This window comes from Micromonospora sp. GCM10011541, from assembly GCF_042650725.1.
GTDB classification, from domain to species: domain Bacteria; phylum Actinomycetota; class Actinomycetes; order Mycobacteriales; family Micromonosporaceae; genus Micromonospora; species Micromonospora sicca.
The window spans coordinates 82,230-94,426 of sequence record NZ_JBHSBP010000002.1 but is presented as its reverse complement, the minus strand read 5'-3'; the positions used below and the strand labels follow the sequence as shown (position 1 = coordinate 94,426).

Annotated in this window: 10 protein-coding genes and 1 tRNA gene; 5 read left to right on the top strand and 6 right to left on the bottom strand. The window is 73.6% G+C overall.

Annotated features, from left to right (window positions below; genetic code table 11):
• Positions 1-7 precede the first annotated feature (7 nt).
• Genes ACFOYX_RS00635 through ACFOYX_RS00625 form a run of 3 tightly spaced genes read left to right on the top strand, consistent with a single transcriptional unit; the run spans position 8 to position 4,019 of the window.
• Positions 8-1,186 carry a glycosyltransferase family 4 protein gene (locus ACFOYX_RS00635; protein ID WP_322442569.1) on the top strand — a complete coding sequence of 393 codons (1,179 nt, stop codon included), beginning with the start codon at positions 8-10 and terminating at the stop codon, positions 1,184-1,186.
• Positions 1,183-2,769, top strand: a complete 1,587-nt coding sequence (locus ACFOYX_RS00630; protein ID WP_322442570.1) for a hypothetical protein — start codon at positions 1,183-1,185, stop codon at positions 2,767-2,769. Before ACFOYX_RS00635 ends, ACFOYX_RS00630 begins: the two co-directional genes overlap by 4 nt.
• A 2-nt stretch (positions 2,770-2,771) precedes the next feature.
• Positions 2,772-4,019 carry a hypothetical protein gene (locus ACFOYX_RS00625; RefSeq protein ID WP_322442571.1) on the top strand — a complete coding sequence of 416 codons (1,248 nt, stop codon included), beginning with the start codon at positions 2,772-2,774 and terminating at the stop codon, positions 4,017-4,019.
• A gap of 52 nt (positions 4,020-4,071) precedes the next feature.
• Here the strand turns inward: ACFOYX_RS00625 and ACFOYX_RS00620 are convergent, their stop codons facing one another.
• The 3 genes from ACFOYX_RS00620 to ACFOYX_RS00610 form a co-directional block, all read right to left on the bottom strand.
• Positions 4,072-5,448: a glycosyl hydrolase family 28-related protein gene (locus tag ACFOYX_RS00620; protein WP_322442572.1), complete on the bottom strand. Its 1,377-nt coding sequence runs from the start codon at positions 5,446-5,448 to the stop codon at positions 4,072-4,074.
• A gap of 112 nt (positions 5,449-5,560) precedes the next feature.
• Positions 5,561-7,096, bottom strand: a complete 1,536-nt coding sequence (locus tag ACFOYX_RS00615) for a sugar transferase (RefSeq protein WP_322442573.1) — start codon at positions 7,094-7,096, stop codon at positions 5,561-5,563.
• 113 nt (positions 7,097-7,209) lie between these two features.
• Positions 7,210-8,286, bottom strand: coding sequence for an LCP family protein (locus ACFOYX_RS00610; RefSeq protein WP_322442574.1), 1,077 nt, complete (start codon positions 8,284-8,286; stop codon positions 7,210-7,212).
• 126 nt (positions 8,287-8,412) lie between these two features.
• On the opposite strand from ACFOYX_RS00610, the gene ACFOYX_RS00605 reads away from it, so the two are divergent.
• Positions 8,413-9,246: a class I SAM-dependent methyltransferase gene (locus tag ACFOYX_RS00605; protein WP_322442575.1), complete on the top strand. Its 834-nt coding sequence runs from the start codon at positions 8,413-8,415 to the stop codon at positions 9,244-9,246.
• Positions 9,243-10,058, top strand: a complete 816-nt coding sequence (locus ACFOYX_RS00600; RefSeq protein WP_322442577.1) for an MOSC domain-containing protein — start codon at positions 9,243-9,245, stop codon at positions 10,056-10,058. The genes ACFOYX_RS00605 and ACFOYX_RS00600 overlap by 4 nt, the downstream gene beginning before the upstream one ends.
• 418 nt (positions 10,059-10,476) lie before the next feature.
• Here ACFOYX_RS00600 and ACFOYX_RS00595 read toward each other — a convergent pair whose 3' ends face one another.
• From ACFOYX_RS00595 to bcp, 3 genes are all read right to left on the bottom strand, one after another.
• The gene (locus ACFOYX_RS00595; protein WP_322442578.1) at positions 10,477-11,016 is read right to left on the bottom strand and encodes a GNAT family N-acetyltransferase; all 540 of its coding nucleotides are present in this window, start codon (positions 11,014-11,016) and stop codon (positions 10,477-10,479) included.
• A gap of 56 nt (positions 11,017-11,072) precedes the next feature.
• A tRNA-Leu gene (locus tag ACFOYX_RS00590) sits at positions 11,073-11,158 on the bottom strand.
• Positions 11,159-11,594: 436 nt separating this feature from the next.
• Positions 11,595-12,065, bottom strand: a complete 471-nt coding sequence (gene bcp / locus ACFOYX_RS00585; protein ID WP_322442579.1) for a thioredoxin-dependent thiol peroxidase — start codon at positions 12,063-12,065, stop codon at positions 11,595-11,597.
• Positions 12,066-12,197 lie beyond the last annotated feature (132 nt).

The following is a 12,197-nucleotide window of genomic DNA, read 5'->3' as shown; positions in this document are numbered from 1 at the left end:
CGTCGACGTGCGAATCGCCATGGTGCACTCCTCGTTCGCGGTCCGGGGCGGGGCGGAACGGTACGTCCGCGACCTGACCCGGGCGCTGACCGCCCGCGGTCACCAGGTCACCGTCCACAGCCGACCGTCCGCCGGGGCGGAGCCGGGCGACCGTCCGGTGCCGGAGCTGTTCTCCGCCCGCCTCGCCCGCCGGCTGCCCCGGCTGGCCAAGGTCTGCACCCACCTGGGCGACCTGGTCGACCCCACCGGCCTTCGCGCCACCGACCTGCGCGCCACCGACCCGGACGTGGTGCACCTGCACAACTGGCAGGGCATCGGGGCGCTGCCGGTCGGGCGGCTGCTCCGGGCGTACCCGGGCGTGCACTCGGTGCACGACCACGCCGTCTGCGACCCGAACAACGCGCTCGGCAACATGGGCCGCTCGCGTACCCTCGACCGGCTGCTGCGGGTCCGCGCCCGGTGGATCATGCGGCGGCTGCGCCGCGCGGTGCTGCTCTTCCCCTCCGAACGGACCCGGCGGCGGGTCCTGGACAGCGCGTCCCCACTGGCCGGCGTGACGGACCGGGTGGTGCCGCTGGCGGTGCCCACGCCGCCCCGCCGGGTCGGGTGGCCACGCGGCCGCCGCGACGTCTTCCTCTACCTCGGGGTCCTCGACCGGCACAAGGGCCTCGACCTGCTGCTCGACGCGTGGCGCGCGGCCGGGCCGGCGCCCGGCGGGACGCTGCTGATCGGCGGGGACGGCCCGCTGCGGGCCGAGGTGGAGCGGCTGGCCACCGCCACCGACTCGGTCCGCTACCTCGGCTACCTCGACGCCGCCGGCAAGGAGGCCGCCTTCGCGGCGGCCGGCTGGCTGGTCTTCCCGAGCCGGTGCGCCGAGACGTACGGGCTGGTCTGCGCCGAGGCGCTGACCGCCGGACGGCCGGTGCTGGCCAGCGCCGTCGCCGCCCCGCCGATGGCCTCGGACGGCTCCGTCCTGATCTTCCAGGCGCCGGGGGATCTGGCCGGCCTGCTCCGCCGCGCCGCCGCCATGCCCGACGCCGACTACGACGCGATGTGCGCCTCGGCCACGGAGGACGGCCGCCGGCTCGACTGGGACCGACACGTCGACACCATCATCCAGACCTACGAATCGGTCGTGGCGGGCCGCGCCGCCGACCGTCGTTCCCCCGAGGTGACCCGGCGATGACCACCACCGAGAGCCCCGCCCGCCGTGGCCTCTCCACCCTGTCCGCCCGGGTCACCCGGCCGTCCCGGCGGCAGGTGCTCGGCGGGGCGCTGCTGCTCGCGGCGGCGCTGGCCTGCCTGCTGGCCGGGCTCTCGCCGCTGCTGCCGATCCTGCTCACGCTGCTCGCCGCCGTCGCGGTCCGCCCGGTGCCCGGCCTCGGCTACGTGCTGGTGGTGCTCAACGCGCCGCTGGGCCTGTGGTTCGTCGGCGTGGAGGGCCTGGTCGGCGACGCCTTCGGCGGGCGCGACTACGCGCTCGGGCTCTCCGCCGCGGTGGTGGCCGGCGTGCTCTTCGCGCTGACGGTGTTCCGCCACCGGTGGAGCCGCCGGCAGCTCGCCGGGGCGGCCGCCGCGCTCCTGGTCGTCGCGGTCTGGAGCCTGATCGGGTTCGCCCACCACGGGGTGGCGCAGACCCTGGTCGGCGTCCGGCTCACCGTGCTGCCGGTGCTGCTGCTCGTGGTGCTCTGCTCGCTCACCCTGCGGCAGGTCGTCCCGCTGATGACCGTGCTGGCCTGGGTGCTCGTGGCGAACGCGGTCGCCTCGGTCGGTGAGCTGATCGTCGGCCCGGCCCGGCTGGTGCGGTGGGGCTTCGAGGAGAACACCGCCGTGCGGTACATCGGGGACACCTTCCGGGTGCCCGGACTGACCTCGTTCAACGCGGAACTGGGCATCCTCGCCGGCGCGTACCTGCTGGGGTACGTGGCGCTCTGGCTGACCCGGGGCGCCCGACCGACCCGCTGGGCCTGGCACGCCGGCGCACTCGCCGGCGTCCTCTGCCTCGCGCTGAGCACCAGCCGCTCCGGCGCCCTGCTGGTGGCCGGCGGGGTGGTCGCCGCCGTGGTGCTCAACCGGTCCGGCGGGGCGGCCGGCCGGCGGCGCGCCCGGATCCTGGGCCTCGCCGTGGTCGCCTGCGTCGCGGCCGGTTTCGTGGCGGTCGGCGCGACCGGGGCGCGGAGCCTCTTCCAGCGCTTCGACGTGTGGGCCCAACTGCTCGGCACCGACCTGCCGATCTGGGGCCTGGGACTCGGCGGGGTGGGCGCCGCCACCACCTCCCGGGTGACCAGCGGGCCGCAGGTCTTCGTGGACAACTACTTCGTCAGCGTCGCCCTCCAGTTCGGCCCGGTGCTGGGGGTGGCCCTGGTCGCCGCGTTCGGGTACGCCCTGTGGCGGCTGTGCCGCCGCTCCGCCGAGCGTCCCACGTCGGTGCTCTTCATCGCGCTGCTCGCCGGCCTGGCCTGCTCGTTCCTGGTCATCGAGGCGTGGGAGTACCCGGGCGCGATGATGTGCCTCGGCGTCTTCCTCGCCTACGGCCGCTGCCTCGACGCCGCCGGCCTGCCGGACGTACCGGCCCCGGAACCGCCGGCCGGCGTGTGGGTGCCGGCGGCCCCGTCCGACGGAGTGCCGCCCATCGTCTGGGTGGCGGCCCCGCGGCCCACCGGGAAACCGCCCGCCGACGCGTCACCGGCCACGCCGCCGGTGGTGTCCCGGCAGGCCGAGGGCCCGCCGGCCTCGGACGCGGCTCCCGCCGAGCGGCCCACCGCCTGACCATGGGCCGGATCCTCGACGCCGGGCGGCGGCTGCAACGCTCCCAGCTCTCCGTGCAGGCGCTGGCCCGGCTGTGCAGCGTCGCCCTCTTCCTCCTCGCCTCCTGGGCGGACACCGAGCGGCTGGCGCTGGTCGCCCTGCAGGGCACGCTCCTCGCCCTGCCGTACACGCTGATGGAGTCGCTGGTCGGCCGGCCACTCTCCGCCGGCCTGGTGCCCGCCGGGTGGTCGCTGGACGCGTGGGCCCGCCGGGTGGCGGCCGCGGCGATGCTGCCGGTCGGCGTGATCGGCTTCCTGTCCGCCTCGATCGCGCTGCCGGACACCGGCGTCGCGGACCGGCTGTTCATGGTCGCCCCGGTGGTGCTGCAACTGCCGCTGGAGGCGCTGTTCTGGTCCACCGCCCGGACCCGGGCGCCCCGACGGGCCAACCTGATACCGCAGCTCGTCGCCGTCGGCACGGTGCTCACCGGCGTCGCGTTCGTCGCCACCGGGGTCCGGGTCGACGTGGCCGCGGTGCCGGCCCAACTGGTCGTCCTCGGCTGGGTGCTGCTCCGCGTGGCCGCCCCGACCGGACCGGGACGGGTCCGCCCCGGCGTCTGGGCGAGCGTCCGGGTCGGCTCGGTGTACTGCGTGGCGGCGGCCGTCGACCTGGCCTACTCGGTGGCCCTGCCCTCGGTCGCCGGCGCGGTCGCCGGGCAGACCGCCGTCGTCGTGCTGCGGGCGCTGGACCTGGCCTTCGGCCCGTTCCACGTGGCCCTCTCGGCGAGCACCCGGGGGGACATCGTGGCGGGCCGGGCCAGCCGCTGGCGGACCGGCAGCCGCGCCCTGACCGTGGTGGCCCTGCTCGTGGTCTCGGCGGTGGTGCTCGGCAGCACCCGGGTCCGGGAGCTCCTCGCCGCCGACCTGGCCACCGTGGGCACCACCGTCGTCGCCCTGTACTGCGGCTACAAGGCGTTCCTCGCCGCCGCGACCTGGCTGGCCACCCGGCACATGATCTGGGCGCCGCCGCGCCGGTTCCTGGTCTCGGCGATCGGCTCCCGGACCATCGCCTTCGCCGGGCTGGCCGTCTCCGCGCTGCTCGCCGGCCAGGTCGGCGGCCTGGTCCTCCAGCTGCTGATCAGCGAGGCCGTGGTGGTCTGCTGGTTCGTCACCCGGATCCGACTCACCCGGGCCCCGGACGCAGCCGAGCCGCCGGCCGCGGCCGGCCGGGACGACACCGCCGAACCGGTCGCCCGGCCGGTGCCGCTGTAGGGCCGGTCCGCCGGTCCGGCCCGAACGAACCGCGGACCGGGCCCCCGGCCGGTCAGGGCTCGGTCGCCATCACCTGGACGGCACCGTTCGGGAACATCGCGCAGAGCTGCGTCCGCCCGCCCACCTCGCGGGCGAAGAGCCGGACACTGCCGTCGCCCGGCCGCCCGGGGTTCGGCTGCGCCCGCAGGTCGAACGCCGGACGGATCACCAGGTTCCGGTCCGGGTCGGCGAGCCCCTGGGTGATCTCCACCTGGGTGGTCGGCGCAGGCGTGCCGATCCAGCCCCGGCCCGAACCGGCGATCGGCCGGCCGCGGTCGTCGCGGGCGCCCGGCTGGGACAGGCTCAGCCGTACGCTGGACAGCCCCCGGTCCGCCCCGAAGTCCACGGCGGCGGTGCCGCAGTTGACGACCTTGCCGTCGATCAGGCAGCCGGACGGCTCGTCCGGCTGTTCGCCCGGCACGAACTGCACCCCGATCTCCGGGTGCGGGTCGGTGTTGTTGTAGCCCAGCACCATCCCACCGACCCAGCGGCAGTCGTTCCGGGAGATCCGTACGCCCACCCCGCCGCTGAGGTCGGCGTAGCAGTTCATGCAGCTGATCCCGGTCGCCGCCAGGTCGAACGAGACGTTCTGCTTGATGCCCCAGGCGTGGCAGTTGACCATCAGCGTGCCCATCGAGTCGCCGGCCAGCCGGAAACCGGCCGCCCCGTTCTCGAAGGTCAGGCAGTTGAGGAACATCGAGTCGTGCGGGCCGTGGAAGTTGATCCCGTGCCCGTCGTTGCCGTGCGTACGCACGGCGGACAGCCGGGCCTCCATCTGGTGCGAGGGGGCGGGCAGCGCCCCGATCGGCCCCCACTCGCTGACGATCCCGTCGTTGCGGCAGTTGAAGACGATCACCTCGGTCAGCTCGTAGCCGTAGCCGTAGACCCGCAGGCCGTAGCCCCCGTCGGGGTTCTGCGCCTTGTTCCCGTCCAAAGTCAGGTCGCGGATGCTGAACAGGGTGACGCCGTCCCCGGAGCCGGTGCCGGTGAGCCGGGCGAAGCCGTCCGACTCGAGGATCGCCGCGTTGGCGCCGGGGCGGAGCTTGAGGATCGTGGCGTCCCCGCCGGAGCCGCGCAGGTGCACCCGGGAGCGCAGGGTCAACCGGCCGGTCAGGTACGTCCCCGGCGGGAAGAAGACGATCCCGCCGCCGTCGCGTACGGCGTCGAGGGCCCGCTGGATCGCCCCGGTGTCGTCGGCGGAGCCGTCGCCGGCCGCCCCGTGGTCCCGGACGTTCACCATCCCGGTGCCGTCCGAGCCCAGCCCCCCGGCCGCGGCAGCGCCGCCCAGCGCCGCCGTGCCGAGCCCGGCGGCGAGCGCCCCGCCGCGGACCAGCGCGCGCCGGCTGACCGCCCGGGATCCCGATGCTCCGGCGGTACCGTCGTGGCCCATGGGTCCCTCCGTGACATCGTGGACGGACGTCCCCGTCCAAGGCGCGAACGATGATCCCACGGGGCGACCCGGGCGGGTCAGGCGGTGCGTGGGGCGGCGCCGGCCCGACCGGTCAGCGGCCGCCGGCCCGGAACACCTCGGCGACCGTCCGCAGGATCACCTTGACGTCCAGCCAGAGCGACCAGTTCTCGATGTAGTAGTTGTCGAAGCGGGCCCGGTCCGAGATCGGGGTGTCCCCGCGCAGGCCGCTGACCTGCGCGAGCCCGGTGAGCCCGGAGGGCACCCGGTGCCGCATGGCGTAGTGCGGGTACTCGGCGGAGAACTTCTCCACGAAGTACGGGCGCTCGGGGCGCGGCCCGACCACGCTCATGTCCCCGCGCAGGATGTTCCACAGCTGCGGCAGCTCGTCCAGCGAGGTGCGGCGGAGGAAACGGCCGATCGGCCCGACCCGCTGGTCGTGGGCGATCGACCAGTTCGTGCGCGACTCCTGCTCGTCCACCGGGCGCATCGAGCGGAACTTCACCAGCTTGAAGGGGCGGCCGTGCCGTCCGATCCGTTCCTGCCGGAAGAAGATGCCGCGCGGGCCCTCCAACGCCGTGGCCAGCACGCAGAGCAGCAGCACCGGGCTCAGCAAAACCAGCGCGACCAGCGCGAACACCACGTCGGACGCCCGCTTGACCGCCCACCGTGGACCGGAGAGCGTGGTGTCGCCGATCTTCACGATCGGGATCGCCCCGATGTGGTCGGCGTTCCCGCCGATCGACCGGGTGCCCCAGAGCCGGGGCGCCGCCCACAGGTCGCACGCCGCGCTCGCCGGGCGGCGCAGCAGCTCCATCAGGGTGGACTCCGGGCAGCTCGGGTCCGCGATGACCAGGACCTCGCACTCGACCAGCCGGACCAGCTGCTCCAGCTCCTCCAGCGTGCCGATCAGCGGCACGCCGCCGGGGAGCTGCGGCGCGACCGCGTCGACGCAGCCGACGAAGCGCAGGCCGTACCGGGGGTAGCGGCGGAGCAGGCGGGCCAGCTCCCCGCCGACCGGGCCGGCCCCGATCACGATCGCGTTGTGCTCCACCCAGCGCCGCTTGCGCGCCACGACGGTCAGTTTCCGGGTGACCGCCCGGCTGACGATGACCAGCCCGGCGGCCAGCGCCACCCCGCGCATGAAGCCGGCCACGTACTCCGCCGACTCGTGCCGCAGCGCCGCGATCATCGCCACCGCCGCGGCGGCGGCCAGCAGGCGCCCGCCCAGGCTGGGCAGCTCGTCGAGGAGACTCATGTGCCGGCGGGCCCGGTAGAGCCCGCCGCCGGCGAAGAGCGCGACGGTCAGGCCGGCCATCACCAGCGTGCCTCGCCAGTACCGGTCGGAGAGCAGCAGCGGCGCGAGCAGCGCGACCAGATCGGCAGGGGCGGTGATCATCCAGGCCCGCAGCCCCCGGGTCCGCCGGGAGGCGCGGGAGCTGGCGTACGGCAGGACGGCGGTCGCGTCGAGCCCGGCACGGGGCGGCGAGGCGCGCGGCCCGGCGGCGGGCGGGCCCGGATCGGCCGCATCCTCCTCGGTGGACTCGCCATCGTGGACGATTCGTGCCGGTGGGCCGATCGGCTGCGCAGCGAGCAGCGTGTGCTCACCCGTCGCAGACTGACTCGACATGATGTGTGTGACCTCCCCGTGGCAGCCGCGGTGGCGTGTCACGGAGCCACCGGGCGATCGCAGGATACGGCCCGGGCGATCCGGGTGACCAGAGTCGGCGGGGTGATCCTTGTCTATTGCGCGGCGGCCAGGATGTCGGGGACCGAGTCCCGCCGGACGGCGTCGAAGAATCCCTTCGCCCGGGCGGTGTCGGCGAAGACGACGCTCTCGTTGCCCACCCGGCCGGTGCCCTTCGTCGGGCAGGTGAAGAAGCCCAGGTTGCCGCTGCGCAGGTGCCGCAGGTCGGTCGCGAAGTCCAGGATGGACAGCGACTCGTCGACCGACACCGCGTTGGTGGTCGCCTTGAAGAAGGCGTTCAGCTTCCCCGGGTTCGACAGCGTGCCGCCCGAGGCCGCCTTGTCCAGGATCGCCTTGATCACCTGCTGCTGGTGACGAATCCGGGCGAAGTCGCCGTCGGCGAAGGCGTACCGCTCGCGGGCGTAGTCCAGCGCGGCGGCCCCGTCGACCGTCTGCCGCCCCTGCACGAAGGTGCGCTTGCTGTCCGGGTTGAGCGAGTGGGTGGAGGTGAAGCCCTTCTCCACGTCGATCTCGATGCCGCCGAGCGCGTCCACGATCTCCTTGAAGCCGGCGAAGTCGACCATCGTCACGTGGTCGACGCGTACCCCGGTGAAGCTCTCCACGGTCTGCACCATCAGCGGCACGCCGCCCCAGGCGAAGGCCGCGTTGATCTTCGCGTCCCGGCCGCCGTGCCGGCCGTCCTTCGAGCGCGGCACGTGCACCCAGGTGTCCCGGGGGATCGAGATGAGCTGCGCGCTCGACCGGTCCTTCGGCAGGTGGGCGAGGATGATGGTGTCCGAGCGCGAGCCGGAGGCGTTCTCCGGGTCGCGGGAGTCGCTGCCCAGGATCATGATGTTCAGCGCGTCCTTCGCCACGACCTGCGGCCGGGCCTGCTCGGGGACGTCGGTGAACGCGTCGACCCGCTCGATGTCCGACTCCACCGAGCGCAGGTAGAACGCGGCCGCGCCGACGCCGCCGACGCCGAGCAGCGCGACCACCAGCAGGACGATCAGCGCGATCCGGCGCCCCCGGCGGCGACGCGGTGGCGGGGACGGCGCGGTGCCGTCCACCTCGGACGGAGCTGTCGACGTCGCGTCCGTCCCGGCTACGGCGAACTGCTGGCGATCTGGCATGTGCGCGATGCTACTGAGTCCGGTTTCCGCCCGGGTGCCCTCGTCCGTTCGGTGGAACCGGCCGACTGCGCAGGTGAATGGAAACTTTCATCGTCAGCGGCCCCACGGAACTGGTAGAACGCTCCCGTGGACGCAACCAAGCTCCGGCGGGCCATCGCCCGCACCCCGTTGGCTCCGGTCGCCGCCTTCCCGAAGCGGCTGGCCCGGGTCGCCCGGCACGACGCCAAGGTGCTCCGCACCTCCGCCCGCTGGCTGGTCACCTCCCGTGAGCATCACAACTACACCTACGAGCTGACCAAGCTGAGCCGGCAGCACCTCGCCTGGTTCGTCAGCGTGGTCTGCGACGTGCCGGTGCAGCAGGTCCGCGCGTACCTCAACGAGATCGAGACCGACGAGAAGCTGCGCGGGCACATCGAGCATGCCACCGCCGCCGCCTCCCGCCGAGGCCTGGCCGACAAGCACGTCCGGTACGCCCGGAGGATCGGCTGGTACGCCATCGTCCGGGCCCGCAAGCCCGGGCACGTCGTGGAGACCGGCGTCGACAAGGGGCTCGGCAGTGTGGTCCTCGCCGCCGCGCTGCTGCGCAACGCCGCCGAGGGGCACCCGGGCCGGCTCACCTCGCTGGACATCAACCCGGAGGCCGGCTACCTGGCCCGCGCCACGCCCTGGGCTGACGTGGTCGACCTGGTGATCGGCGACTCGGTCGCCTCGATCTCCGCGCTGGACCGCCCGGTCGACCTGTTCCTGCACGACAGCGACCACAGCCGGGTGCACGAGGAGAGCGAGTTCGAGACGGTGGAGTCGAAGCTCGCCCCGGGGGCGATGCTGCTCACCGACAACGTCACCGTCACCAACGTCCTCGCCGAGCACGCCGAGCGGACCGGGCGGCGCTTCCTCGCCTACCGGGAGACGCCGGCCCGGCACTGGTACCCGGGCGACGGGATCGGGGCCGCCTGGTGAGGCTCGCCGCCGTCCACACGTACCCGGTCAAGGGCTGCCACCGCCTGGACCACGACGGCGCCCGGGTCGAACCGTGGGGCCTGGCCGGCGACCGGCGCTGGCTGGTGGTCGACGAGCACGGCGTCGGCGTCACCCAGCGGGAGGCCGCCGAACTGGTCACCCTGCGCGCCGCCCCGCGCGCCACCGGCCTGGTGTTGGGCGCCCCGGACCGCCCCGAGCTGGACGTACCCGAGCCGGCCACGGTCGAGCCGGTCCTGGTGCGGGTGTTCCGCAGCCGCCGGCCGGTCGCCGCGCTGCCCGCCGGGCCGGCCGCCGACGACTGGCTCGGCGGGTTGCTCGGCCGCCCGGCCCGGCTGGTCTGGCTGCGTGATCCGACCCGGCACCTGGACCCGGGCGAGCGGGACCATGACACCGGCGACCAGGTCAGCTTCGCCGACGAGTACCCGCTGCTGCTGACCGGCACGGCCTCGCTCGACGCGCTGAACGGCTGGCTGGCCGAGGCGGGGGAGTCGCCGGTGCCGATGGCCCGGTTCCGCCCCAACCTGGTGATCGAGGGCGCCCCGGCCTGGGCGGAGGACGGGTGGGCCGGTCGCCGGCTTCGCATCGGCTCGGCCGTCTTCCGCGCCGCCGGGCCCTGTGACCGCTGCCTGGTCACCACCACGGACCAGGAGACCGGGGTACGCGGCAAGGAGCCGCTGCGCACCCTCGCCCGGCACCGCAACATCGGCCAGAAGCTCCTCTTCGGGCTGCACCTGGTCCCCGACGGGCCGGGCGAGGTGCACGTCGGCGATCCGGTGACCCTGCTCGACTGAGCCACTGCCGATCTGCGTCGGCCCGGACCCGCGGCGTGGCCGGCTCGACGGCGTCTTAGCTTTCGCTTGCCCGGGCCGGCCGCGGCAGTTGATCTGACCGGTGGCTGTTCTGGTCGCGCTGGCAACCACGAGGGGTGTCTTCGTCGTGCGCTACGAAGCTGCTGACGTAAACGAATCATCGCGGACGCAGGCCACCGAGAGCTCGCCGGCCGTGGCGATTCATCCACGACATCAGCTTCATAGGACCCGCGGTGGGTCCACCGGTCTCTGTTAAACCGGCGGCGCTTCGGGCGCTCGGGCGGCAACGTGTCGGATCCGGGGTGGCCGGATAGCCCACGGGACGGATCGGCCGGGAGGATGACCGCGCCTGGCGCCCGCTGGCCGGAGTGTCAGGCCGCGGGGGCCTTGGCCCCGGGCGTCATGCCGCGGGGCGGTCCAGGTGGAGCCACATGAAGACCTCGTCCCGGTCGTCGCCGGGAGCGAGCCGCAGCGCGCCGGGCAGGCGGCCCACCTCCCGGTAGCCCAGCCGGTCGTAGAACGACTCCAGGCCGAGCCCGCCCCGGACGGTCACGTGCAGCCCCGCCAGGCCCAGCTCACGGCCGATCCGCTCGGCCTCGCGCATCAGCGCGGCGCCGTACCCGTGGCCCTGGGTGTCGGGGTGGACCATCACCCGCTTGAGCACCCGGTAGTGCGTCTTCAGGTGGAACCGGTTGTCGGCGATGATCAGGATGCCGACCAGCCGGTCACCCTCGTAGCCGACCAGCAGCCGGTCGGGCCCGTCGGCGATGTCGGCGAAGGTGGCCTCCGCCATCGGCCGCACCTCGGCCGCGGTCACCGGGGCGACGAAACCCACCGCGCCGCCGGCGTTGGTGACGTCCACCCAGAGGTCGAGGATCTGCTCGCGCAGCGCAGGGGTGAGATCGGGATCCAGTACGAAACGCAGGCTCACCTGCGACATCCTGCTGGAAGACGCGGGCTGTGCGATCCCGACCGTGACTTTCATGACACCACCGATGGTGCGGGAGGGGGGTTTCGAACCCCCACGTCCTCTCGGACACAGGCTCCTAAGGCCTGCGCGTCTGCCGTTCCGCCACTCCCGCCGACCCGATGAGTTTAGAGCGTCTCGCGGAGGCGGTGTGTAGGCCCGCCCGCCGCAGAATGTTGGACGTCGTCCCATGGCTGACGACGCACTTTCCGTCGGAGGCTGCCATGACGACGTCAGCGAGTTTCCGCCGACCGAGCCCTGGGATTGGCGCGCGGGATCCGGTCGGCAGGCGTACCAGCAACTGCGACGAGGTGGTCCGTCGTTGGCCGCGTTGCCCCTTGTTGTGCGCACTGCCCGTGAAGTGTGAGGTGTCGATGCCGAAGCGCTTGAGCTGCCGGCTGGTATGCGCGGGCGATCCGCCGCTGACCCGGACCCCGAGCAGTCTCATGACTTCCGTGACGCTCCGGGCCCGCGCCGCGGCTTCCGCCAGCAACTCCGGTGTGTACTTGTACCGAACCACGCACGTACCGTATCGGCGGCGTACGGCAGCCTCAGTCCAGCGCGAGGTCCCGGCGCAGCTTGGCGACGTGGCCGGTGGCCTTGACGTTGTAGAGCGCCCGCTCGATCTTCCCGTCCTCGTCGACGACGAAGGTGGAGCGGATCACGCCGGTGACCGTCTTGCCGTACAACTGCTTCTCGCCGTACGCGCCGTACGCGGTCAGCACCGCCTTGTCGGTGTCGGCGACCAGCGGGAAGGTGATCGCGTCGCGCTCCCGGAACTTGGCCAGCTTCTCCGGCTTGTCGGGGGAGATGCCGACCACCTCGTAGCCGGCGGCCTGGAGGGAGGCGAGCGAGTCGCGGAAGTCGCAGGCCTGCTTGGTGCAGCCGGGCGTCATGGCGGCCGGGTAGGCGTACAGGATGACCTTGCGGCCACGCAGGTCGGCCAGGGAGAGCGTCTCGCCGGTGTCGGTGGGGAGGGTGAACTCGGGGGCGGGGTCGCCGGGGTTGAGGCGGTCGGTCATGGCGCAGACGATACCGCCGTAGCGCGGGACGCAGTCGGTGGTGACGCGCCGGTGACGGTGATCAACACCATGGCTTGTTGCAAAATGTTGGCAACAAAGAGTCGGCACAAATAAGCTGAGCCGGTCGGTGTG

Coding starts and splice junctions, on each gene's coding strand:
- bcp (WP_322442579.1), bottom strand. CDS start 12,065: ATGACCGACCGCCTCAACCCCGGCGACCCCGCCCCCGAGTTCACCCTC.
- ACFOYX_RS00610 (WP_322442574.1), bottom strand. CDS start 8,286: ATGCCAGATCGCCAGCAGTTCGCCGTAGCCGGGACGGACGCGACGTCG.
- ACFOYX_RS00625 (WP_322442571.1), top strand. CDS start 2,772: ATGGGCCGGATCCTCGACGCCGGGCGGCGGCTGCAACGCTCCCAGCTC.
- ACFOYX_RS00595 (WP_322442578.1), bottom strand. CDS start 11,016: ATGTCGCAGGTGAGCCTGCGTTTCGTACTGGATCCCGATCTCACCCCT.
- ACFOYX_RS00620 (WP_322442572.1), bottom strand. CDS start 5,448: ATGGGCCACGACGGTACCGCCGGAGCATCGGGATCCCGGGCGGTCAGC.
- ACFOYX_RS00615 (WP_322442573.1), bottom strand. CDS start 7,096: ATGTCGAGTCAGTCTGCGACGGGTGAGCACACGCTGCTCGCTGCGCAG.
- ACFOYX_RS00630 (WP_322442570.1), top strand. CDS start 1,183: ATGACCACCACCGAGAGCCCCGCCCGCCGTGGCCTCTCCACCCTGTCC.